22 protein-coding genes are annotated in these 21,223 nt (G+C 69.7%); 15 read left to right on the forward strand and 7 right to left on the reverse strand.

Going from position 1 to position 21,223, the window contains the following annotated elements:
- Positions 1–29: 29 nt before the first annotated feature.
- The 6 genes from ISN75_RS10065 to ISN75_RS10090 all read right to left on the reverse strand — a co-directional run bounded on the left by ISN75_RS10065 (position 30) and on the right by ISN75_RS10090 (position 4,458).
- On the reverse strand, positions 30–677 hold the full coding sequence (locus ISN75_RS10065) for a zf-HC2 domain-containing protein (protein ID WP_167257397.1): 648 nt from the start codon (positions 675–677) through the stop codon (positions 30–32).
- Positions 674–1,258, reverse strand: a complete 585-nt coding sequence (locus tag ISN75_RS10070; RefSeq protein WP_167257396.1) for an RNA polymerase sigma factor — start codon at positions 1,256–1,258, stop codon at positions 674–676. The genes ISN75_RS10065 and ISN75_RS10070 overlap by 4 nt, the downstream gene beginning before the upstream one ends.
- Before the next feature lie 98 nt (positions 1,259–1,356).
- Complete coding sequence (locus ISN75_RS10075) at positions 1,357–2,013, reverse strand: hypothetical protein (protein WP_243868193.1); 657 nt, start codon at positions 2,011–2,013, stop codon at positions 1,357–1,359.
- A gap of 56 nt (positions 2,014–2,069) precedes the next feature.
- Positions 2,070–2,405 (reverse strand): c-type cytochrome, encoded by a 336-nt coding sequence (locus tag ISN75_RS10080; protein ID WP_167257484.1) that lies wholly within the window; start codon positions 2,403–2,405, stop codon positions 2,070–2,072.
- 79 nt (positions 2,406–2,484) lie between these two features.
- On the reverse strand, positions 2,485–3,825 hold the full coding sequence (locus ISN75_RS10085) for a cytochrome C (RefSeq protein ID WP_167257394.1): 1,341 nt from the start codon (positions 3,823–3,825) through the stop codon (positions 2,485–2,487).
- Between the two features lie 57 nt (positions 3,826–3,882).
- A complete protein-coding gene (locus ISN75_RS10090; protein WP_423385167.1) occupies positions 3,883–4,458 on the reverse strand; it encodes a cytochrome b in 576 nt (191 codons plus the stop codon).
- 364 nt (positions 4,459–4,822) lie between these two features.
- Between ISN75_RS10090 and ISN75_RS10095 the strand changes: the two genes are divergently transcribed.
- From ISN75_RS10095 to ISN75_RS10165, 15 genes are all read left to right on the forward strand, one after another.
- A complete protein-coding gene (locus tag ISN75_RS10095) occupies positions 4,823–5,248 on the forward strand; it encodes a sugar 3,4-ketoisomerase (RefSeq protein WP_167257393.1) in 426 nt (141 codons plus the stop codon).
- Complete coding sequence (locus ISN75_RS10100; RefSeq protein WP_343821185.1) at positions 5,245–5,910, forward strand: acetyltransferase; 666 nt, start codon at positions 5,245–5,247, stop codon at positions 5,908–5,910. The genes ISN75_RS10095 and ISN75_RS10100 overlap by 4 nt, the downstream gene beginning before the upstream one ends.
- Before the next feature lie 5 nt (positions 5,911–5,915).
- On the forward strand, positions 5,916–6,899 hold the full coding sequence (locus ISN75_RS10105; protein ID WP_343821183.1) for a hypothetical protein: 984 nt from the start codon (positions 5,916–5,918) through the stop codon (positions 6,897–6,899).
- Entirely contained in the window at positions 6,886–7,821 is a 936-nt protein-coding gene (locus ISN75_RS10110) for a GNAT family N-acetyltransferase (protein WP_343821182.1), read from the forward strand. Before ISN75_RS10105 ends, ISN75_RS10110 begins: the two co-directional genes overlap by 14 nt.
- On the forward strand, positions 7,818–8,930 hold the full coding sequence (locus tag ISN75_RS10115; RefSeq protein WP_168647477.1) for a DegT/DnrJ/EryC1/StrS family aminotransferase: 1,113 nt from the start codon (positions 7,818–7,820) through the stop codon (positions 8,928–8,930). The genes ISN75_RS10110 and ISN75_RS10115 overlap by 4 nt, the downstream gene beginning before the upstream one ends.
- Positions 8,927–10,177 (forward strand): O-antigen translocase, encoded by a 1,251-nt coding sequence (locus tag ISN75_RS10120; RefSeq protein ID WP_343821180.1) that lies wholly within the window; start codon positions 8,927–8,929, stop codon positions 10,175–10,177. The genes ISN75_RS10115 and ISN75_RS10120 overlap by 4 nt, the downstream gene beginning before the upstream one ends.
- A gap of 2 nt (positions 10,178–10,179) precedes the next feature.
- On the forward strand, positions 10,180–11,106 hold the full coding sequence (locus ISN75_RS10125) for a glycosyltransferase family 2 protein (protein ID WP_343821179.1): 927 nt from the start codon (positions 10,180–10,182) through the stop codon (positions 11,104–11,106).
- On the forward strand, positions 11,103–12,257 hold the full coding sequence (locus ISN75_RS10130) for a hypothetical protein (RefSeq protein ID WP_343821177.1): 1,155 nt from the start codon (positions 11,103–11,105) through the stop codon (positions 12,255–12,257). Before ISN75_RS10125 ends, ISN75_RS10130 begins: the two co-directional genes overlap by 4 nt.
- Positions 12,247–13,080: a Wzz/FepE/Etk N-terminal domain-containing protein gene (locus ISN75_RS10135; protein WP_343821175.1), complete on the forward strand. Its 834-nt coding sequence runs from the start codon at positions 12,247–12,249 to the stop codon at positions 13,078–13,080. Before ISN75_RS10130 ends, ISN75_RS10135 begins: the two co-directional genes overlap by 11 nt.
- A gap of 207 nt (positions 13,081–13,287) precedes the next feature.
- Entirely contained in the window at positions 13,288–14,154 is an 867-nt protein-coding gene (locus ISN75_RS10140; protein WP_423385149.1) for a class I SAM-dependent methyltransferase, read from the forward strand.
- Positions 14,151–15,353 (forward strand): amidohydrolase family protein, encoded by a 1,203-nt coding sequence (locus ISN75_RS10145; protein ID WP_423385168.1) that lies wholly within the window; start codon positions 14,151–14,153, stop codon positions 15,351–15,353. The genes ISN75_RS10140 and ISN75_RS10145 overlap by 4 nt, the downstream gene beginning before the upstream one ends.
- Complete coding sequence (locus ISN75_RS10150; protein WP_343821173.1) at positions 15,350–16,048, forward strand: class I SAM-dependent methyltransferase; 699 nt, start codon at positions 15,350–15,352, stop codon at positions 16,046–16,048. The genes ISN75_RS10145 and ISN75_RS10150 overlap by 4 nt, the downstream gene beginning before the upstream one ends.
- Before the next feature lie 8 nt (positions 16,049–16,056).
- Positions 16,057–17,556, forward strand: coding sequence for a B12-binding domain-containing radical SAM protein (locus ISN75_RS10155; protein ID WP_168647471.1), 1,500 nt, complete (start codon positions 16,057–16,059; stop codon positions 17,554–17,556).
- Between the two features lie 7 nt (positions 17,557–17,563).
- Positions 17,564–18,691, forward strand: coding sequence for a glycosyltransferase family 4 protein (locus tag ISN75_RS10160; protein ID WP_343821171.1), 1,128 nt, complete (start codon positions 17,564–17,566; stop codon positions 18,689–18,691).
- Positions 18,688–19,791: a glycosyltransferase family 4 protein gene (locus tag ISN75_RS10165; protein ID WP_343821169.1), complete on the forward strand. Its 1,104-nt coding sequence runs from the start codon at positions 18,688–18,690 to the stop codon at positions 19,789–19,791. Before ISN75_RS10160 ends, ISN75_RS10165 begins: the two co-directional genes overlap by 4 nt.
- A gap of 207 nt (positions 19,792–19,998) precedes the next feature.
- Here the strand turns inward: ISN75_RS10165 and ISN75_RS10170 are convergent, their stop codons facing one another.
- Positions 19,999–21,201 (reverse strand): nucleotidyltransferase family protein, encoded by a 1,203-nt coding sequence (locus ISN75_RS10170; RefSeq protein ID WP_423385169.1) that lies wholly within the window; start codon positions 21,199–21,201, stop codon positions 19,999–20,001.
- Positions 21,202–21,223 lie beyond the last annotated feature (22 nt).

Here is a 21,223-nt window from a genome sequence, read left to right on the forward strand (position 1 = left end):
GAAGGCGAGGCAGGCGCGCAGCGTCGCTTTCACGGGACCGAGGCCACCGGCTCGGCCATGCGGATGCCGCGCGTGGCGCGCAGCTGGCGCACCACTTCGGCCTGGGTGGTGGCGGTGTCGGCGGCCACCACGGTGTAGGCGCCCACGGTGTTGGGGCCGCCCACCACCTGCAGGTGCAGCGCATGCACCGCGGCATTCCAGTCCACCACCTTCATGCTGGCATCCGGGATCACGCGGATCGCCCCGGCCGGCGCGGCGGCGCCGTCCTGGCTGCTGTAGGTGCGGTAGTCCGCCGCGCCCTGTTCGCGATACAGCTTCAGGCCGAGGATGCCGATGCCCAGCGCCTGCAGCAGCACCGCGGCGGCCAGGCCGCGCAGCAGCCAGCCGCTGCTGCGCGCGCGTGCCCTGGCGGGCGCGGCGGCTTCGGCGTCGTGCGCGTCCAGGCGGTCGAGCAGATGCTTCAGGCCGGCGTTGGCGTCCACCGCGACATCGGCCGGCAGCGCCAGCGCGTCGCGCAGGCGGATCTGCTGCGCGTATTCGGCGCGGCAGGCCGCGCACTGCGCGAGATGGCCGTCCAGCCATTCGGCCTGCTCCGGCGAGGCGTTGCCTTGCAGCACCCAGGGCATGGCTTCCCAGGCGCGGGCGCAATCCCGGCTGGCGTTGATCGAAAACGTCATGGCGCACCTCCAACGTGCGCTGAGGATTCGCCGGCAAGGTCCGGCAACACATTGCGCAGGCGCACCCGCGCGTGAAAAAGCCGCGCCTTCACCGTGCCCACCGGGCACTGCATGATCACGGCCACGTCGTTGAGCGAATGGCCCACGCCGTAGACCAGCTCCAGCACCACGCGCTGGTCGACGGTGAGGCGCTCCAGCGCCTTGCCCAGCCAATCGCGCAGTTCGTGGTCTTCGCTGGGGTCGTGGCTGGGGGCGCGGTCGCCGTACAGGGCGTCGTCCTCGATCGGCTCGTCGCCATGCTGGCGCAGGGCCTTCAGGCCGCAGCGGTAGGCGATGCCCATGATCCAGGTGGATACCCGCGAATCGCCCTGGAAGGTGCCGGCCTTCTGCCAGGCGATCCAGAAGCAGTCGTTGATGACTTCCTCGATCACGTCCGGCCGCCGGGTCAGGCGCGTCAGAAAGCGGGTCAGGCGGCCGTGATAGCCGCGGTACAGCGTGGCCAGGGCCACGCGGTCGCCCGCCGCCATGCGCTGCAACAGCGCGCGGTCGGTGGCATCGGCTTCGATATCGGCTTCGTTCATGATCGTCAGGTCACCGGTCTGAGGGCGGCGTGGCTGTCCCCATGAGTGCCGACCGGATAGGAAAAGGTTGCGCCGGGGTTGGGATCCGTCGCAAGCGGTCAGAACGACCAGAGCACGGTCGCCACCCAGGGCTCCGCCTCGGGCGAACGTGAACGCCAGTAGCGGGGCGTCTTCACATCCGCCGCCACCCGGTCCAGCTCCATCCGCCACGCGCCCCGGGTCCAGGCCAGGCCGGCATGGCCGTAGCGGTAATAGGGGTAGGGGTCGAAATAGGACTTGGCCACGCCGGCGCCCACCGACAGCGACAGTTCTTCGGTCAGCGGCCAGTGAAAGGTGGCATCCGCGCCCGGCCGGGTGCGCTCGTGGTCGGCGTGGGTGAAGCGGGTGGCCGACACGCCGAAGGTGAGCACGTCGCGGTACGTCCAGTGCAGTCCGCCTTCGCCGCGGTCGAAGAAGCGGCTGCGCATGGGGTATTTGTAGTAGATGGCGCTGGCCTGCATGGACCAGTCGTCCGACAGCGTCCAGTAGTGCGCGACCTGGCCCATCGCTTCCACCATGCCTCCCGGCGAGCGTGCCTGGGCGCTGGCGGAAAGCCCCAGCGCCCAGCCGTCCGGCGTGGTCCACGACAGCACGCCCTGCAGCACTGGCGTGGCCCTGGTGATGGCCTGGCCGCGGTCGACCAGCTGCGAACTCAGTGCGATGCCGCCGCCGAGCGTGCCCGCATGCAGCGGCAGCGCCATGCAGAGGGCCGCCACGCCGGGAAGCATCCGGCGTAGCGGCAAGGCAGTACATACAGCGGCGGAACGTGTCGTCAGTGGAGCGTGCCCAGGTAGGAAATGAGATCGTCGAGCTGTTTTGCATCGTTCAGCCCATCGTATTTCATTTTCGTACCGGGATTGGCGCGCTTGGCCGGTTGAGCGAGATAACTGTGCAGTTGTTCCGGTGTCCACACCCATGACGACTGCGCACGCAGCGCATCGGAGTACTCATAGTCCGGCACCGTCGCCGCCTTGCGGCCCAGCACGCCGAACAGGCTGGGGCCTTTCTTGTTGCGGCCCTCCTTGATGCTGTGGCACTCGGCGCATTCGCTCTTGAACACGTCGGCGCCGGCCGACGCATCGCCGGCGAAGGCCGGCGAGGCCGCCATCCAGGCGCAGGCCAGCGCGGCGAGGGCGAGGTTTCGAAGGTTTCGCTTAAGGCTTGAGGTCTTCACGCATCGGATCCGGTCAGAACGCCACGGCGGCGGTAAGGGAGAAGGCATTGAAGTCGCGTGCATTGGTGCCCGGCGCGCCGAAGATGTTGTCGCGGGCGCCGTTGAAGCGGGTGAAGCGGAACCAGTTGGCGGCGAGCTTGAGATTGGCCATGGACGTGTACGAGTCGTCCTTGCCGAACGGCGCCCAGTACAGGCTGACCAGGTTGGCGGTGGTATCCGGCACGCCGTAGGGGACGAAGCGCGCGTCGTCGCGCGAGCCGGTGCTGACCAGGTGCGAGAACAGCAGGGTGTAGCTCTGCTTGAAGGTGTAGGCCACGGTCAGGGTCTGGTCGTGCACCGTGCCGCGCGGCTTGGCCAGCAGGCCCGGCGCGATCGGGCTGGCCGGCGTGCTGCCGTATTTGCGCCGCTCCAGGATGTTCACGTAGCTCAGCTGCACGATGTGCTCGCGGTTGCCGAGGAACTGGTAGGTGAGGTCGTAGCCCAGGTCGGTGAGCCGGTCCATCGGGCCGCCGGTGCGCGGCAGCTCGCGCTTGGTGGTGAGCGCGACCACGCCCGCGGAGAAGAACTGCCGCCGCATGTCGCGCATGTAGGCGAAGCGCGCATAGCCGGTGTCGTGCAGCTTGCCCGGGTCGCCATTGGGGTTGTAGCCGAGGCGGTCCTGGGTGGAGCGCTGCATCGAGTTGTAGGTGCCCAGCTCGCCGTACCAGCGCGAGTCGTACAAGCCGTACACGGTGGCGCCGAACACGCGGTTGGCCGGCGCATTCGGGCTGGACGGATTGAGCACGGTGCCGGTCACGCCCGGCGGACCCAGCGAAGATGCCGCGGGCAGGGCGGCGATCGGATCCTGGAAACCGGGATTGTTGTTGACGCTCACGCCCAGCGTGAGGTCCTTGCCGCCGAGCTTCAGCTCCTTGGCGACGAAGCGCAGGTCCACGTCGCTCAGCTTGGTGTCGAAGCGGTTGTGGCCGTCGTTGTTGCTGGTCACCTTCACATAGCCGCCGACCTGCTCGGTCAGGCGTCCGGCCAGATAGACGTCCGCTTCGGTCAGCCGGTTGGAGCTCTCGCCGCGCGCCGGCACCGAGCGCGTGCCGATCAGCTGCGCGGCCACCGGGATCTTGAAGCCCTTGCCGTCGGTGTCGGTATAGCCGTTGAGCTTGAAGCGCATGCCGTAGGGCGTGAGCGCCGGGCCATAGGAGCCGGCGTGGCAGTCGGCGCAGGCGGCGCCGGTCTGGCGGGCATAAACGGGAATGGCCTGCGCGGTGGTGCAGGCCAGCGAGAAGGCGGCGCCCACGCCGTACAGCACGGTCATGTTCCGCGTGCGGCGCGCCATCCGGCGATACGGCAGAGACAGCATGAAACCTCCTTGGTGTGTCGGGATGGGGGACTTGCGCGAGGGGTTACGGCGAAGGATTCAGCGCGAACGCCACGGCCACATCGCGCGCAGCACGTCGTCGCGCCGCACGAAGTGGTGATAGAGCGCGGCGCCGATATGCAGCAGCACCAGGGCGAGCAAGGACCAGGCGATGTCCTGGTGCCATACGAGCAGGGCGTCGGCGAGGTCTTCGTCGTCCGCCACCAGCGCGGGCAGGGCGGCGCCGAACAGCGTCACCGGCTTGCCCTCGGCATTGCTCAGCGCCCATCCGACCAGCGGCAGCGCGAGCAGGATCAGATACAGCGCGGCATGGGTGAGCCACGCGGCGATGCGGATGACGCGCGAATGGACGGCCTGCGGCAGGCGCCCGTGACGCAGGCGCAGGCCGATGCGCAGCACCGCCAGCAGCAGCACCAGCAGGCCGGTATGGCGATGGCCTTCCAGCAGCCATTGGCGCGCGACGCGGCCGGCGACTTCGTCGCGGGTCAGCGCGAAGGCGGCGGCGGCGATCAGCAGCAGCACCGTGCTCCAGTGCAGGATCGCCATGCCGCGCGGGCGGCGCAGCGGCTCCTGCGTTTCCGTGCGGCCGCCGACGGCGGGCGTGCTGCCCGGCATCGGCATGTCGGCCTTGTCCTGGTACCTCGAACCCATCCGGCGATCCCCGCGCGTCGTGTCGAGGCGTAGGTGCTGGATCGAGCCAAAAAGGTTGCGACAACTTGCTCCCTCTCCCCTGCGGGGAGAGGGCTGGGGTGAGGGGGACGCTCTAGCCACAGTGTTTTTACGAAGCACAGAAAAAGCTCTGGAGCTTGAGAAGACCGTTCGCTTTCCGCTCCGCCCGGCCCCTCACCCCAACCCTCTCCCCGCAGGGGAGAGGGAGCAGGTTGTCGCTGGGATGGAATGCATCGCTGCAACCTTTCCCGGCGCCACCGGCACTCAGCCTCGAACAGGTCGTTCTCACACGAGCGAAGAGCCAGCCACGATGGACATCGAACGCATCCAGTTTCAGCAGCACGGCGACCACGGCGGCATGCTCGTGGCCTTGGAACAGGAGCGCAACGTGCCGTTCGAGATCCGGCGGGTGTACTACGTGTACGCCACCGAGCCGAACGTGCACCGCGGCCGCCATGCGCACCGCCACCTCAAGCAGCTGGCGGTGGCCGTGCGCGGCTCGGTGACCATCCTGCTGGACGACGGCACCGGCCCGGTCGAGGTGGTGCTGAACGACCCGAGCCAGGGCCTGCTGCTGGGCGACATGGTGTGGCGCGAGCTGTACGGCTTCAGCGACGACTGCGTGCTGATGGTGCTGGCCGACCAGTTCTACGACCCGGCCGACTACATCACCGACTACGACGAATTCCTGCGCGAAGCCAATGGTTTCCGCCGCCTCGGGGGCGCGGTGGCATGAGCCGGCCGCTGGTGCTGATCGGCGCGGGCGAGATGGCGCGGATCGCGCTCGAATACTTCGAGCACGACAGCGACTACGACGTGGTCGCCTTCAGCGTAGAACGCGCACACCTGAAGGACACCGAGCTGGAAGGCCGCCCGGTGCTGGCTTACGAGGAGCTTGCCTCGCGCTACGCACCCGGCGACGCCGAGTTGTTCGTGGCGATTCCCGCCACGGGCCTCAACCGCCTGCGCACGCGTTTCTATCTCGACGCCAAGGCCAGGGGCTACCGCTTCGCCAGCTACGTGAGCAGCCGCGCCTTCGTCTGGCGCAATGTGGAGATCGGCGAGAACAGCTTCATCTTCGAGCACAACGTGATCCAGCCCTTCGTCACAGTGGGCAACAACTGCATCCTGTGGAGCGGCAACCACGTCGGGCACCGCACGGTGGTGCGCGACCATGTGTTCGTCGCCTCGCACGCGGTGATCTCGGGCTTCTGCGACATCGGCGAAAGCAGCTTCGTCGGCGTCAACGCCACCTTCAACGACGGCGTGAAAGTGGCGGCCGACAATGTGATCGGCTCCGGCGCCCTGGTGGTGCGCGATACCGAACCGGGCAAGGTCTACGTCGGCTCGCCTGCGCGCGCCTTGCCGGACCGCTCCAGCCTGGATGTGAGGTTCTAGCGCGCATGCCTGCCGCCATCCCACTCGCCTGGACCAAGCGCGGACTGGTCTTCGACGTGGCGCGCCAGGGCGTCGGCGGCTGGATGCGCCATTCGGCGCTGACGCCCACGCCGTGGCGGCTCGACGAGGAGCGCATCCGCGTCTATGCGGGCTTTCGCGACGATGCCGGCGTCAGCCGGCTCGGCTATGTCGACCTGGCGGCGGCAGAGCCCACGCGCGTGCTCGGCGTCAGCGCCAGGCCGGCGCTGGATGTCGGCCGTGGCGGCTGCTTCGACGACAACGGCATGATCCTGGGCGACGTGGTGGATGCACCCGGCGGGCTGCATCTGTTCTACGTGGGCTTCCAGCAAGTGGCCAAGGCCAAGTTCCTCGCCTTCAGCGGACTGGCGCTGTCCACCGACGGCGGGCAGCGCTTCCAGCGCGTGCAGGAGACGCCGATCCTGGACCGCGCGCCGCGCCGCAGCACCATCGCCGCCATCCACAGCGCGCATTACGAGCAAGGCCTGTGGCGCCTGTGGTACGCGGTAGGCGACGACTGGGAATCGATCGGTGGCCGGCCGTTTCCGCGCTATCACATCTGCTGCACCGAGACGCGCGACCTCAGCGCCATCCCGCGCGGCGACCGCATCTGCCTGCTGCCCCGCGGCGACGAATACCGCATCGGGCGGCCGCGGGTCTACCGGCTCGGCGGCGGCTACGTCATGTACTTCACCTGGGGCGACCGCGCGGGGCGCTATCAGCCCGGCGTGGCGTTCAGCGACGACGGCGTGCATTGGGAACGCCACGACGAGGCGCTGGGTATCGCGCCGTCCCGCGACGGCTGGGATGCGCGCGCGCTGAGCTATCCGGCGCTGCTGCGCCACGGCAGCAAGCTGCTGATGTTCTACAACGGTAACGATATGGGCATGGCCGGCTTCGGCCTGGCCGAGGCTACGTTCGAAGGCAAGGCGGACCAGGCCATCGCGGAGGGCGCGCATGCTCTCGGTTAAGCCTTACACGCCCGCCGACGCCGCGGCCTGGGATGCGCTGGTGGCGCGTTCGCGCAACGGCAACCTGCTGCACCGGCGCGGCTACATGGACTATCACGCCGAGCGCTTCGCTGACGCCTCGCTGCTGATCGAGAAGGACGGCGAGCCGGTCGCCGTGCTGCCGGCCAACCGCGACGGCGAGCAGGTCAGCAGCCATGGCGGGCTGACCTATGCGGGGCTGATCAGCTCGCGGGCGCTGCGCGCCGAGGCGGCGCTGGAAGCATTCGAAAAGATCGCCGGGCACTACCGCGCCCTGGGTGCGAAGCGGCTGCTCTACAAGGCCGTGCCACATGTATTCCATGCTTATCCCGCGGAAGAAGATCTCTATGCGCTGCATCGCCTGGGCGCCCGGCTGGTGCGGCGCGACCTGTCTTCGGTAATCGCATTGCGCGAGCCGTTCGAATTCACCGACGAGCGCCGCCGTGCGGTGAGCAAGGCACGCAAGGCCGGGCTGAGTATGCGTACCGGCGGCGATCTCGCACCCTTCCACGCGCTGCTGACGGACGTACTGGCCAGGCACCAAGCCACGCCGGTCCATTCGCTGGCCGAGCTGCGCCTGCTGCAGGGCCGTTTCCCGCAGCAGATCGTGCTGCACGAAGTGGTGGACGAACACGAAGTGCTGGCCGCCGCGCTCGTCTACGACCTCGGTCCTGCAGCCCATACCCAATACCTGGCCGCCTCCGAAGCCGGCCGCCAGCGCCATGCGCTGAGCCTGCTGCTGGCCGAACTGATCGAGCACAGCTATGCGCACAAGCGCCACTTCAGCTTCGGCATCTCCACCGAGCAGGCCGGGCGCGTGCTGAACGCCGGGCTGGTCGCGCAGAAGGAGCGCTTCGGCGCGCGCGCCGCGGTGCACGATTGCTACGAATGGGAGTTCGCATGAGCGTCCCGTTCTTCGACCTGCAGGCGGTCAACGCGCGCTACGCCGAGGCGCTGAAAGCCGCGGCCGCGCGCGTGATCGACTCGGGCTGGTACATCCTGGGCGCGGAGCTGGAAGCGTTCGAGCGCGAGTTCGCCGACTACTGCGGCGTGCGCCATGCGCTGGGCGTGGGCAACGGGCTGGATGCGCTGGCGCTGATCCTGCGTGCTTGGCGCGGCCTGGGTGCGCTGCGCGAGGGCGACGAGGTGATCGTGCCCGCCAACACCTTTATCGCCACCTTCCTGGCGGTGAGCCAGAGCGGGCTGGTGCCGGTGCCGGTGGAGCCGGATCCGCTGACCTTCAATCTCGATCCGGCCCAGGTGGAGCAGGCGATCGGGCCGCGCACGCGCGCCATCATCGCGGTGCATCTGTATGGGCAGCTGGCCGAGATGCCGGCGCTGGCCGCCTTGGCGCGCCGCCGCGGACTGCTGCTGATCGAGGATGCCGCGCAGGCGCATGGCGCATCGCTCGATGGTTGCAAGGCCGGTGCCTTCGGCGATGCGGCGGCCTTCAGCTTTTTCCCGACCAAGAACCTCGGCGCGCTCGGCGACGGCGGCGCGGTCACCACCAGCGACGATGCGCTGGCGCGCCGTGTCGCGGCCTTGCGCAACTACGGCTCGGAAACCAAGTATCAGCACCAGTTCCAGGGCGTGAATTCGCGCCTGGACGAAATGCAGGCCGCGCTGCTGCGGGTGAAGCTGGCGCATCTGGACGAAGAGATCCTGCTCCGCCGCCGCATCGCGCGGCGCTATTGCGAAGGCATCGACAACCCGGCCATCGCGTTGCCGCCGGTGGCGCGCGAGGAAGGCCACGTCTGGCATCTGTTCGTGGTGCGCAGCCGGCGGCGCGATGCCTTGCAGCGCCATCTGCAGGCGCACGGCATCCACACCCAGGTGCATTACCCGGTGCCGGCGCATCGCCAGCCCGCCTATGCGCAATGGCATCGCCTGCAGCTGCCGGTGGCCGAGCGGCTGCATGCGGAAGTGCTGAGCCTGCCGCTGAATCCGGCGCTGGACGACGCGGCGGTGGAACGCGTGATCGCCGCCTGCCGCAGCTTCAAGGGCAGCGCATGAGCATCGCCCGCGCCGGCCTGTACAGCGCCATCGGCACCGCCGCGCGCCTGCTCGCGGGCCTGGTGGTGGTGAAGCTGGTGGCGTGGGCGGCCGGGCCGGACGGCGTCGGCAAGCTCGGCCAGTTCATGAGCCTGATGTCGCTGCTGGCGGTGCTGGCCGGCGGCGGGATCAGCGCGGCCATCGTCAAATACGTGGCCGAATACCGCGACGATCCGGAACGCCTGGCGCGCCTGCTGCGCGCGGCGCTGGGCTATGCGCTGTGCGCGGCCATTCTGATGGGCCTGGCTGCCTTGCTGTTCAGCCGGCAGCTCGCGCTGTGGCTGCTGGACGATGCGCGCTACGAAGGCCTGCTGCGGGTGCTGGCATTCGCGCAGGTCGGCATTGCGGTAAGCAACTATCTGCTGGCGGTGATCAACGGCTTCATGGACGTGCGCCGGCTGGTGTTCATCCAGGTGGTGGGTTCGGCGCTGAGCATCCTGCTGGCGGCGTGGCTGTCGTGGCAGCAGGGTCTGTACGGCGCGCTGCTGGCGCTGGTGCTGGGTCAGCTGCTGTGGCTGGCGATCGGCCTGCCGGCGTGGTGGCGCAGCCCGGATTTCCGCCCCGGCATGCTGCGCGCCGGCTACGACCGCGACATGATCGTGCGGCTGGCCACGTTCTCGCTGATGACGCTCAGTTCCGCGCTGTGCGCGCCGCTGGTCAATATCGCGGTGCGCGACCATCTGGCCGCGCAGTTCGGCTGGGAGCAGGTGGGCTACTGGCAGGCGGTGACGCGGGTGTCGGACGCCTACCTGCTGTTCCTCACCACCGCGATCAACGTCTACTACCTGCCCAGGCTGGCCGCGGTGCGCGAGCGCGAGGAGCTGAAGCGCGAGCTGGGCCAGGCCTGGCGCCAGCTGCTGCCGGCCGCGGCGACGCTGGCCCTGCTGGTGTACGTGGCGCGCGAATGGGTGACGCGCGCGCTGTTCACCGCCGACTTCGCCGCCGCCAATGCGCTGTACGGGCCGCAGCTGATCGGCGACGTGATCAAGATCGTCTCGTTCGTGCTGTCGTACCTGATGCTGGCCAAGGCCATGACCGGCCTGTTCGTGCTGTCGGAATTCGTCTTCGCCGCCAGCTATCTGGCCCTGGTCTTCGTATTTACCCGCTGGTACGGGCTGCCCGGCGCCGTGTACGCGTTCGCGGTGAACTACCTGTTCTATCTCGCCTTCAATCTGCTGGTGGCGCGCCGCTACCTGAGGAGCTTGTAGCCATGGGCAGCGAATGGCCGCTGGTGTCGGTGCTGATTCCCGCGCACAACCACGAGCGCTTCGTGCTGCGCTGCCTGGACAGCGTGCTGGAGGATCCCTACCCGGCGAAGGAAGTGGTGATCATCGACGACGGCTCGATCGACGGCACGCCGGGCAAGATCGCGCAGTGGATCGCGCGGCACGAAAGCACGCTGCCGATCGTCTACCGGCGCCGCGAAAACCGCGGCGTGGCGGCCACGCTCAACGAGCTGGCTTCGCTGGCGCGCGGCGACTTCCTCAAGCTCGGCGCCAGCGATGATTTCCTGTTGCCCGGCGGCCTGGAGGCGCAGGTGCGCTATCTGCAGGCGCATCCGCGCAAATGGGCGGTGGTGGGCGATTCGGTGGTGGTCGACTGCTATGGCAACCGCGTGCACGAAAGCGGCATGCGCAGCCTGCACCATGCCGACAAGCGCCAGTACGCCACCGACGACGGCATCCGCCGCGCGGTGATCCGCCACTGGGCGATCGGCGGCCCGGTGGCGCTGCTGCGGCGTAGCGTGCCCGGCGCGATCTCGGGCTGGACGGAAGAACTGCGTATCGACGACTGGGATTTCTTCCTGCGCCTGGTCGCGCGCGATGCGCTGGGCTTTATCGACCGGCCGGTCTGCGCCTACCGCCTGCACGACGCCAACCTGAGCAAGACCCGCCACGTCGCCACGCGCGTGGCCAATCTGGCCGAGTCGCGGCGGGTGGCGCTGCGCCGGGTGGAACTGTTCGACGGGCCGGACCGCCAGCTGCTGAAGGCGCAGGCGCATTTCATCGGCGCCAAGATCGCCTTCCTGCAGCGCCGCCCGCTGCGGCTGGCCTGGCGCATGGCCGCCTGCCTGGCGCTGCGCGGCCTGGCGAAGCTGCGCCTGCCGTCGGCGCATCCGCAGGCGGAACGGGCATGAAAGCCCTGTTGCGCCGTCCCTCCACGTATCTGGGCCTGCCGATGCTGCTGGCCTGCGGGGCGACGCTGCTCACGTACGACCTGCCGGAAGGCTATCTCGACGGCGTGCTGCTGCTGATCGCCGGCGCGGTGGCGATGCTGGCGCTGGACGCCCTGAGCGGCGTGCGCCTGCCGCCGTTCGAGCGCTTCGCGCTGCGCGAGTACGCGGGCACGCGCGAGGCCATGGTCGCCTTCGCGTTCTGCGCGCTGGTGGCGGTGTTCTGCGTGCTGGACCTGGCGCTGTTTCCGATTCCGCTGCTGGATAAACCTTCCGCCTATGCACAGATGGAAGGCGGCCGCGAACATATCCGGCATCTTTCCGCGTGGTGCTGGGTGCTGCCGCCGGTGGGGTTGCTGTGCGTGCGCCATCGCGGCCTGCGCTATGCGATGGTGCTGGCGGGCATCGTGTTTCCGATCCTGGTGATCGACCGCAACCGCATCTTCGCCAGCCTGTTCTCGGTGGCCCTGGTGCTGGTGCTGCGGCGCAAGGGCGGGCTGCGCCTGCCGTGGCCGGCGGTGCTGTTGCTGGGGCTGGTGGGCGCGGTGCTGTTCGCGGTGCTGGGCATCCTGCGTTCGGGGCCGCTGGAGGGCGTGACCCTGCCGTTCGGCGCGCTGTACCGCGAAGCGCCGCCGGGCGTGAAATGGCTGCTGCTGTATCTCACCGCGGGGCCGTACAACTTCGCCTCGATGCTGGCCAAGCAGTATCACAACGCGGATTTCCTGCTGAACCAGGTGGTGCCGCTGCGCGGTTCCATCGTCACCGCCGGCACCGGCATTCCGCTGGATTCGCCGACGATCAATGTCGGCACCGAGTATTTCCCGTTCCTGCTCGCGCTGGGTCCCGCCGGGGCGGTGGCGGCGATGCTGGGGCTGTACGCGATGCTGGTGTGGAGCGCGCGGCGGCTGTGCGCGTCCACCTCGCTGTTCTCGCTGCTGATCTTCCTGCGCATGGCCTATGTCGCCGCGATGGCGCCGTTCGCGCCGCAGGCCTACACCTTCATGAGCGCGGGTTTCATCGCGCTGTGCCTGCTGATGCAGCTGTTCGCCGCCTGGCTGCCGCGCCGGCCGCCGTCTTCCTTCTCCTTGCCCCGAGTCGACCACCATGCACCATGACGAAATCTACCTGATCGATCTGTGGCGCCTGCTCATCCGCCAGTGGCGCGGTTTCGCCGTGGCGCTGCTGGCCGTGGTGGCGCTGGCCGTCGCCTACGCGTTCCTGGCCAAGCCGCGCTACGAAGCCACCGCCTGGGTGCAGGTGGGCCAGGTCGGCACCGCGCCGGCGGGGCAGGACCCGCGGCCGGAACCGTTCCAGCGCGTGCTCGATCGCCTGCAGACGCGCTCGTTCCAGGACGAGGTGACGCAGAGCGCGGGGCTGGCGGCGAATTCGCCCGAAGCCCGCGGATATCGCGCGAGCCTGAAGGCCGAGCCGTCGTTCTATGCCGGCCTGATCAAGCTCAGCGTGCGCGCGGCCTCCCCGGAACAGGCCAGGCGCCTGGTGCTGGCGACGGTCGAGCGCCTGCAGGCCATCCACGGCCAGCTGCTGGCCGAGCCCCTGGCGCAGGCGCGGGCGCGCCTGGACGAAGTGCAGGCCGACCTGCGCACGGCGACCGCCGAACGCGATGGCCTGCAGCAGGCGGCCGGCAAGGATGGCGTGGCCGGGCAGGGCAATGCCGTGGCCGCCGGCCTGCTGCTGGCGAACAAGGACACCGAGGTGCGCGAGCTGCGCAATGCGCGCAGCGACCTGGCCGCGCGGATGAGCGCCAACTACACGTTCGCCACTTCGATGCCGTGGCCGATCTACCAGCCGGACCACCCGGTGGCGCCGAACCGCGTGCTGATCCTGGGCGTGGGCCTGCTCGGCGGCCTGGGCCTGGGCCTGTTCGTGGCGGTGGCGCTGGATGCGCGGCGGCGCGCGGCGCAACCGATGCGGGGCTGAGCGGCACTCACCCAATAGCCACAACGCCAGCCCCCTCTCCCCTCCGGGGAGAGGGTTGGGGTGAGGGGGCGGGCGGAGCATAGAAGCAGGAGCGGAAAGCGGGCGACGCCTTGTCGATCCCTTTCCGCGAGCCCCACCCCTCATCCGGCTGCCGCCACCTTCTCCCCGGCGGGTAGAAGGATTCCTAACTGAAGTGGAGAACCAACGTTGGAAATGAGCAGTCCGCACGAACTGGAACCGGCCGCCCTCGACCACGCGCGCCTGCTCGACACCCAGCGCGCGTTCGACAGCGTGGCCGCCGACTACGACGGCCCGCGCGGCAACAACGAATTGATCCAGCGCATGCGGCTGACCCTGTGGGACACCGTGCAGCGCCTGTTCGCGCCGGGCTCGCGGCTGGTGGACCTGGGCTGCGGCACCGGCATCGATGCGGTGGAATTCGGCCAGCGCGGTTTCCGCGTGCTGGCCACCGACTGGTCGCCGCGCATGGTCGAGCGTACGCGCGACCGCGCCGCCGCCGCGGGCATGGAAGGCGACGTGCGCGCCGCGCATATCGGGGTGCAGGAGCTGGCGCGCATCGGCAGCGGTACCGGCGATCTGTTCGAAGGCCCGTTCGACGGGATGTATTCCAACTTCGGCCCGCTCAATTGCGCGCTGGACCTGCCCGCGGTCGCCGCCGAATGCGCGCGCCTGGTGCGCCCCGGCGGTTATCTGGTGTTCTCGGTGATCGGCCGGATCTGCCCGTGGGAGATCGCGCACTACGTGCGGCGCGGCCGCTTCCGCCGCGCGGCCGTGCGCGCCGCGCGCGGCGCCACCGCGGTGGGCATGAACTACCACACCATCTGGACCCGCTATTACCTGCCGCGCGAGTTCTACCGCAGCTTTGCCGAAGGCTTCGCGCTGGAGGGCTATCGCGCGCTGAGCCTGTTCATGCCGCCGCCGTACCTGGTGGACCGCTACCGGCGCCACCCGGCGCGCTACGAGCGGCTGGGCCTGCTCGACGATCGCTGGGGCGCGGCGCCGCTGCTGCGCGACATGGGCGATCACTTCCTGATCGTGATGCGCCGGCGCTGAGCGTGGACGCGATCCTGCACGGCGGGACGGTGGTGAGCGAGGACGGCACCTCGCGCCTGCCGCTGGCGATCCGCGACGGATGCGTGGCCGAAGCGCAACCGGTGCGCGGTTTTTCGCTCGACCTGCGCGGACACCTGGTGTTCCCGGGGCTGGTCAACGCGCACGAGCATCTGCACGTCAATGCCGTGCCGCCGTTGCCGCGGCGACAGCCGTTTCCCAACAGCTACGCCTGGATCGAAGCGTTCCAGGCGCATTTCCGCGCGCCGGAAGTGGCGGCCGCGCTGCAGTTGCCGAAGGACCTGCGCCTGCGCCACGGCGCACTGAAGAACCTGCTGGCCGGCGTGACCTGCGTGGCGCACCACGATCCCTGGCACGAAGCACTGGATGCGCCGGATTTCCCGGTGGCGCTGTTGCGCGGCCATGGCTGGGCCTATGCGCTGGGCTGGGCTTACGGCCCGCCGGTGCGCGAGAGCTTCGATGCCACGCCGGCCGGTTCGCCGTGGCTGATCCATCTGGCCGAAGGCACGGACGATGTAGCGCGGGCCGAGCTCGCACAACTCGAGCAACTGGGTTGCCTCGATGCACGCACCGTGCTGGCGCACGGCGTCGGCCTCGGCGAGCAGGACATCGCCAAGGTGATCGCCAGCGGCGCCGCGGTGGTGTGGTGTCCGGCCAGCAATCTCACCTTGCTCGGCCGCACGCTCGATCCGCGCAAGCTGCATGCGGCCGGCCGCCTGGCGCTGGGCAGCGATTCGCGCCTGAGCGGCGCGCGCGACCTGCTCGAAGAACTCTGCGTGGCCGCGGTGGTCGGCGGCCTGCACAGCAACGCACTGCTGGCGATGGCCACGCATCAGGGCGCCGATGTGCTGCGCATGCCCGAACATGGGCGCCTCGTTCCCGGTGCGCCCGCCGACATGGTGATCGTGGCCGATGCCGGCGGCGCGGTGGCCGACAGCCTGGTCGGCCTCAGCCGCGCCGACTTGCGCGCGGTGGTACGCGGCGGCGTGCCGCGCATCGCCGATCCGGATTTCGCCGGCTGGTTCGACGCAGCGGGCGTGGAGGCGGTGCCGGTGATGCTCGACGGCCGGCCCAAGCTGCTGGCGAAGGAACTGGCGGACCCGGCGCTGCTGGCACTGGAGCCAGGACTGGCGTTCGCCGCAGCCGGCGCGGCTTCGTTGCTGGCGGGAGCGCAGGCATGACCCGCCCCGTCATCCTCGAACCCGAAGCCGCGTACGCGCTGTGGGCCGCCAGCTACCCGGCCTTTGCGCACAACCCGGTGATGCGGGCCGAGGAGCGCGCCATGCTCGCGCTGCTGCCCACCGACCTGCGCGAGCAGGCGGTGCTCGATGCCGGCTGCGGCAGCGGCCGCTATCTGCGCCATGTCGCGCGCCGCGGCGCCACGCGCCTGACTGGCGTGGATCTCTCCTTGCCGATGCTCGAACGCGCCTACGGCGAGCTGGCCGATCTGCGTCCGGATACCGAACTGACCCTGCTGCGCGGCAGCGTGGTGGAGCTGCCGGTGGAGGATGCCCGCGCCGACCTCACCATCAGCGGCCTGGTGCTCGGCCATATCGACGACCTGCCGCGCGCGCTGGCCGAACTGCGCCGCGCGACGAAACCCGGCGGCAGCCTGCTGTGCAGCGATTTCCATCCCACCGGCCATGCGCTGGGCTGGCTGCGCGACTTCAAGGCCGGCGGCGAACGCTACGCCGTACGGCACACGCCGCATCTGTACAGCCACTGGCACCGCGCCTGCGCGGCGCTGGACCTGGCGATCGAGGAGGTGCGCGAACCCATGCTCGATCCCGCCGATATTCCCGCCAACGCGCGTTTCGATCCCATCGCCCTGGACGTGCCGGTGGCGCTGGTGTTCCGCCTGCGCCGGCACGGGTGACGACTGCCATGCCCCATACCCTGCTGATCAACCCGACCATTACCGCGCGCTCCAGCGCACGCTTTCCGCTGGCCCTGCTGAACCTGGCCGCCGCGCTGGACCGGCGCGGCAGCAGCCGCATCGTCGACGGCAATGTCGACCGCGATTTCATCCGCACCACTTTGCAGGCGCTGGACCGGGGCGGCGTGGATGCGGTGGGCCTGAGCGTGATGGGCGGGCCGCAGCTGGCGCCGTCGATCGAGCTTTCCAAGGCGATCCGCGAGCGCCACCCGCAGGTGCCGATCGTATGGGGCGGCTATTTCCCCACGCTGTACACCGATACCGCGCTGGCCGCGCCTTACGTGGATTACGCGATCCGTGCGCAGGGCGAGCAGACCATGGCCGAGCTGGTCGCGGCGCTGGGCGGGCAGGGCGAGGTGGCCAAGGTGGCCGGCTTGTCGTGGAAGCGCGGCGACGAACACGTGCACAACCCGAACCGCCACTTCGTGCCCGGCGACCCCTCGGTGCAGTTGCCGTACGACAAGCTCGGCGATCCGCGGCAGTACCTGGCCCGCACCTTCCTCGGCCGCCGCACCGCCGGCCACCAGGCCGCGCTGGGCTGCCGCTTCCGCTGCACCTTCTGCGGCGTCAACGCCATGTTCGGCGGCGCCACCGCGCTGCCGGCGGTGCAGCGGCTGGAGCGGGACCTGAAGTATCTGAAGTACGAGCTTGGCGCCGATTCCGTGCAGTTCTTCGACCACAACTTCTTCGACCGCGAAGTGGAGATGATCCCGCTGCTGGAAGTGATGGCGAAGCTGGAAATGCCGTGGTGGTGCTATGCGCGCGCCGATGCGCTGCTGAATCTTTCCGAGAGCACCTGGAAGCTGGTGCGCAAGAGCCGCCTGAAGATGGCCTATATCGGCGCCGAATCGCCCAGCGGCAAGATGCTCAAGGAAATCCGCAAGGGCACGCGGCCGGACCAGACGCTGGAAGTGGCCGAGCTGTGCCGGCGCAACGGCGTGATTCCGGAGCTCTCCTTCATGGTGGCGCCGCCGGTGGATACCGAAGAAGAAACCGAGCACACCTTCGAGTTCATCCGCGAGTTGAAGCGGATCAACCCCGCCTCGGAAATCATCGTCTACGTCTATACGCCGCTGCCGGAAAGCGCCAAGCACGAGAGCGACCGCGGCAAGCGCGCCTCGATGCCGCTGCTTGATCTCAACGGCGAGCCGGTGGTGTTCCCCTCGACGCCGGAAGAATGGGCGCAGCCGCAGTGGGTGGACTATGCCTGCCACGCCGATGCGCCCTGGCTGACCGACAAGATGCGCAAGCGCATCCACGATTTCGTTACCGTGCTGCGCTGCCGCTATCCCACCGTGCAGGACATGCGCACGCCGCGCTGGGCGAAACACGGCCTGCGCACCATGGCCTCGTGGCGCTACCGCTATCGCCGCTACGACCAGCCGTGGGAACTGAACCTGGCCAACCGCTGGGTGAAGCTGCGCCTGCCGCAGGTGTCGAGCCTGTAGGCCCGCCGTGCATATCGCCCAGCTCAACCTGGTGCCGGCGCCGCCGCAGATCGAACCCGGCGACCTGCCGGTGCATTGGCACACGCTGGCGGATGTCGCCGATGCGGTGGCTTCGGCGGGCGTGCGCGTGTCGGTGATCCAGAATGCGGCACGCGAGGCGGCATTCGTGCGCGCAGGCGTCGAGTACCGTTTTCTGCCGCTGGACGGCAAGGACGGTCCGCGGCGTCTTGCCGCTGCGCTGGTGGGTGCCGGCGCCGGACTGGCGCACGTGCACGGCCTGGATTTCGCGCCGCAGGCGCATGCCTTGTCGAAGCGCCTGCCGTGGCTGCCGATTCTGCTGCAGGACCATGCCAACCGTCCGCCAAGCTGGTGGCGGCGCGCGCAGTGGCGGCGCTGGTATGCGGCGGCCGCGGGCGTGGCGTTCACCGCGCCCGCGCTGGCGACGCCGTTTGTCGAGGCAAAACTTTTCCGGCCCGGAACGCGGGTGTTCGCGATTCCCGAATCCAGTTGCCGCTTTACGCCGGGCGACCGCGCCCAGGCGCGTTACGCCACGGGCCTGCATGGCTATCCCTGCGTGCTGTGGGTGGGGCATCTGGCGGCGGGCAAGGATCCCCTGGCGGTACTCGACGGCGTGGCGCTGGCCGCGCGGCGCCTGCCTGACCTGCAACTGTGGTGCGCCTACGGCAACGCGCCGATGCTGGAGGCCGTGCAGGCGCGCATCGCGCGCGATCCCTGGCTGGCCGGGCGCGTGCATCTGCTGGGGCGGGTGCCGCACGAGAAGGTCGAGCTGCTGCAGCGCGCGGCGGATATCTTCGTCGCCGGCTCGCGCGCGGAAAGCTGCGGCTACGCGGCGCTGGAGGCGATGGCCTGCGGCGCGGTGCCGGTGCTGACCGATATTCCTTCGTTCCGCGCCTTGAGCGGCGATGGCCGCCTCGGCCGCCTGTGGCCTTGCGGCGATACCGGACGCCTGGCGGATGCGCTGGTGGCGATGGCCGCGGCCGGCCCCACGCGCGCCGAGGTGCGCGCGCATTTCGACGCCGAGCTGTCGTTCGCGGCGGTGGGGCGGCGCTGGGCCGAGGCTTATGCCGCCTTGCTGGCCGGACGCCCCCGCGCGGCGGCGTGGGAGGCGGCATGAAGCTCGCGCTGGTCTTGCCGGGCGGCGTGGACCGCGGCGGCGAGGAGCGGGTGATTCCGGCGTTTCTGGCCTTGATCGGGCAGCTGGCGCGGCGGCATGAGGTGCATGTGTTCGTGCTGCGGCAGGAGCCTAAGCCTGCGACATGGATGCTGCGTGGTGCGACGGTCCACAACATCGGCGATGGCAGGCAGCGTTCGCGGGCGATCGCGGCGATCCTGGCCGAGCACCGGCGCGGGGCCTTCGATGCGGTGCAGGCGATTTTCTCCGGCACCTGCAGCCTGGTGGCGATCGCGGCGGCGAAGCTGATGCGCCGCCCTGGCCTGGTGCATATCGCCGGTGGCGAATTGATCGCCTTGCCCGCGATCCGGTATGGCGGGCGGCAGCGATGGGTGAGCCGCGCGCGCGAGGCGGTGACCTTGCGCGCCGCGGCGGCGGTGACGGCGGCGAGTGCGCCCATCCTGGCATCGCTGCAGGCTTTGGGTATCGAGGCGCAGCGTTTGCCGCTGGGCGTGGATCTGGCGGCGTGGCCGCCGTTGCCGCCGCGGCGGCGAGCCTCGGGGCCGGCGCGGCTGCTGCATGTGGCGAGCCTCAACCGGGTGAAGGATCAGCCGACCTTGCTGCGTGCCTTGGCCGCGCTCGCCGCGCAAGGCGTGGCATTCCAGATGGACATCGTCGGCGTCGATACGCTCGATGGCGAGATGCAGCGGCTACGGCACGCACTCGATCTGGATGCGCAGGTGCGCTTTCTCGGCTTCAAGACGCAGCGCGAACTGCGGCCGCTGATGGAAGCGGCCGACCTGCTGGTGATGTCGTCGCTGCACGAGGCCGGGCCGCTGGTGTTGCTGGAGGCGGCGGTGGCCGGCGTGCCGACGGTCGGGACGGCAGTGGGCCACCTGGCCGAGTGGTCTCCGGCGGCGGCGCTGGCGGTGCCGGTGGGGGATCATGCGGCGCTGGCCGGCGCGGTGCGGCAGGTGCTGGAGGATGAGGAACTGCGCCTGCGGCTGGCGTACGAGGCACAGCGGCGGGCGGTGGATGAGGATGCGGTTTATACGGCGGAGCGGTTCGAGGCGCTGTATCAAAGCTTGTTGAAGCCCACCTAATCGAACTCTTCGCCCCTCCGGGGAGAAGATGCCGGCAGGCAGATGAGGGGCGGGTGCTCGCGGCAGCGCTTCTACGGAGCGAAGAAAAGCTCTCGAGCTCGAGATGACCGTCAGCTCATCGCTCCGCCCGGCCCCTCACCCCGACCCTCTCCCCGGAGGGGAGAGGGGGCAGATAGGTGGGGCGAGTTTCATCTTGCGCTTTGCGTTTCACTCCTGCGCCTCAAGCGCGGCGCGCACCACATACAACGTATCCATCCGCGGCACCGACCCCGCCAGCCGCCGCAGCAAGCGCCGCGCCTGCGAGCGCGTCACCCACGCCTGTCCCTGCAGCCACAGCTGCGTCCGCGCCATATCCTGCCGTTCCTGCCGGCTTTCCTCGTCGGGCACGAACCGATGCCGCAGATAGCGCAGCGCTTCGCCCGGCGTGCGCGACCACTCGATCCCGGGCAAGGCCTGCAGCCACAGGTCCGAACATGACACCCGCGTCAGCGTCTGCCGCTTCGCCGCGGCGCGCAGCCATGGCGGACAGCCGCGCCGCAGCCGCGCCAGCACCGCCGCCGGCACCGCATTGCGGTAATAGCGCGCCACCAGCCGCAGCGGCGGCAAGGCCCACCAAGGGTTGCCGGCGGACCACAGCACTTCCCAGTCCGCCAGCGTCATCCGCGTGGCCAGCAGCGAGATGTCGTTGAGGTGCAGCAGGCGCAAGGTGCGGCTGCAGATATTGCCGGCCGCATGCAGCAGCAGATGCGCCATCAGCGCGCCGTTCGATGGATAAGGATTCAGTCCCGGCCGCGGACCCGGCGGAAACACCATCGGCGTGATGTCCACGATCGAGGCCGGCAGCCGCTCGTGGATACGCGTATGCAGCTCGATATTCACCGCGGTGTCGCGATGCTCGCCCAGTCCCGCCACCGCGCCGCCCGCGGCGGGCTTGAACGCGCGGTGCTTCCACTGCGCGAAGGCTTCCGTGTAGCCCAGCCCGCACAGCAGTGCCGCCGCCCGGTCCGCGTCGCCGGCGCGCACCAGCAGGTCGATGTCGGCCATCGGGCGGTCGCCCGGCGCATACAGCCCGAGACCGTGCAGGGCCACCCCCTTGAGAGCGAGGACAGGCAGGCCGGCGGCGCGGAAAGAAGCATCGATGCGCCGCAGCAGCGCTTCGATGCGTACATGGCGCTGCGCCACGTGCTGGCGCTGGCGGTCCAGGAAACGGCGCCACTCCACCCGCTGCCAGGTCGAGAAGCGATGCAGCAGCGGCGCCACGCCGTGCGCGACGGCAGCTGCGGTGGCGAGCCGCCATTCCAGTTCGCTCCACGCCGGCAGCACGCCGCCGGAGCGCACCAGGGCCAGTTCCTCGGCCAAGGCCTCGGTGGCGCGGCGCAGGCCGGCGCGCACCTGCTTCAGCGGAGGCAGCGGCGCGGGCGTGGGCGTGCGG

Origin of the sequence: Dyella marensis, assembly GCF_049532885.1 — a bacterium.
Lineage (GTDB): Bacteria > Pseudomonadota > Gammaproteobacteria > Xanthomonadales > Rhodanobacteraceae > Dyella_D > Dyella_D marensis.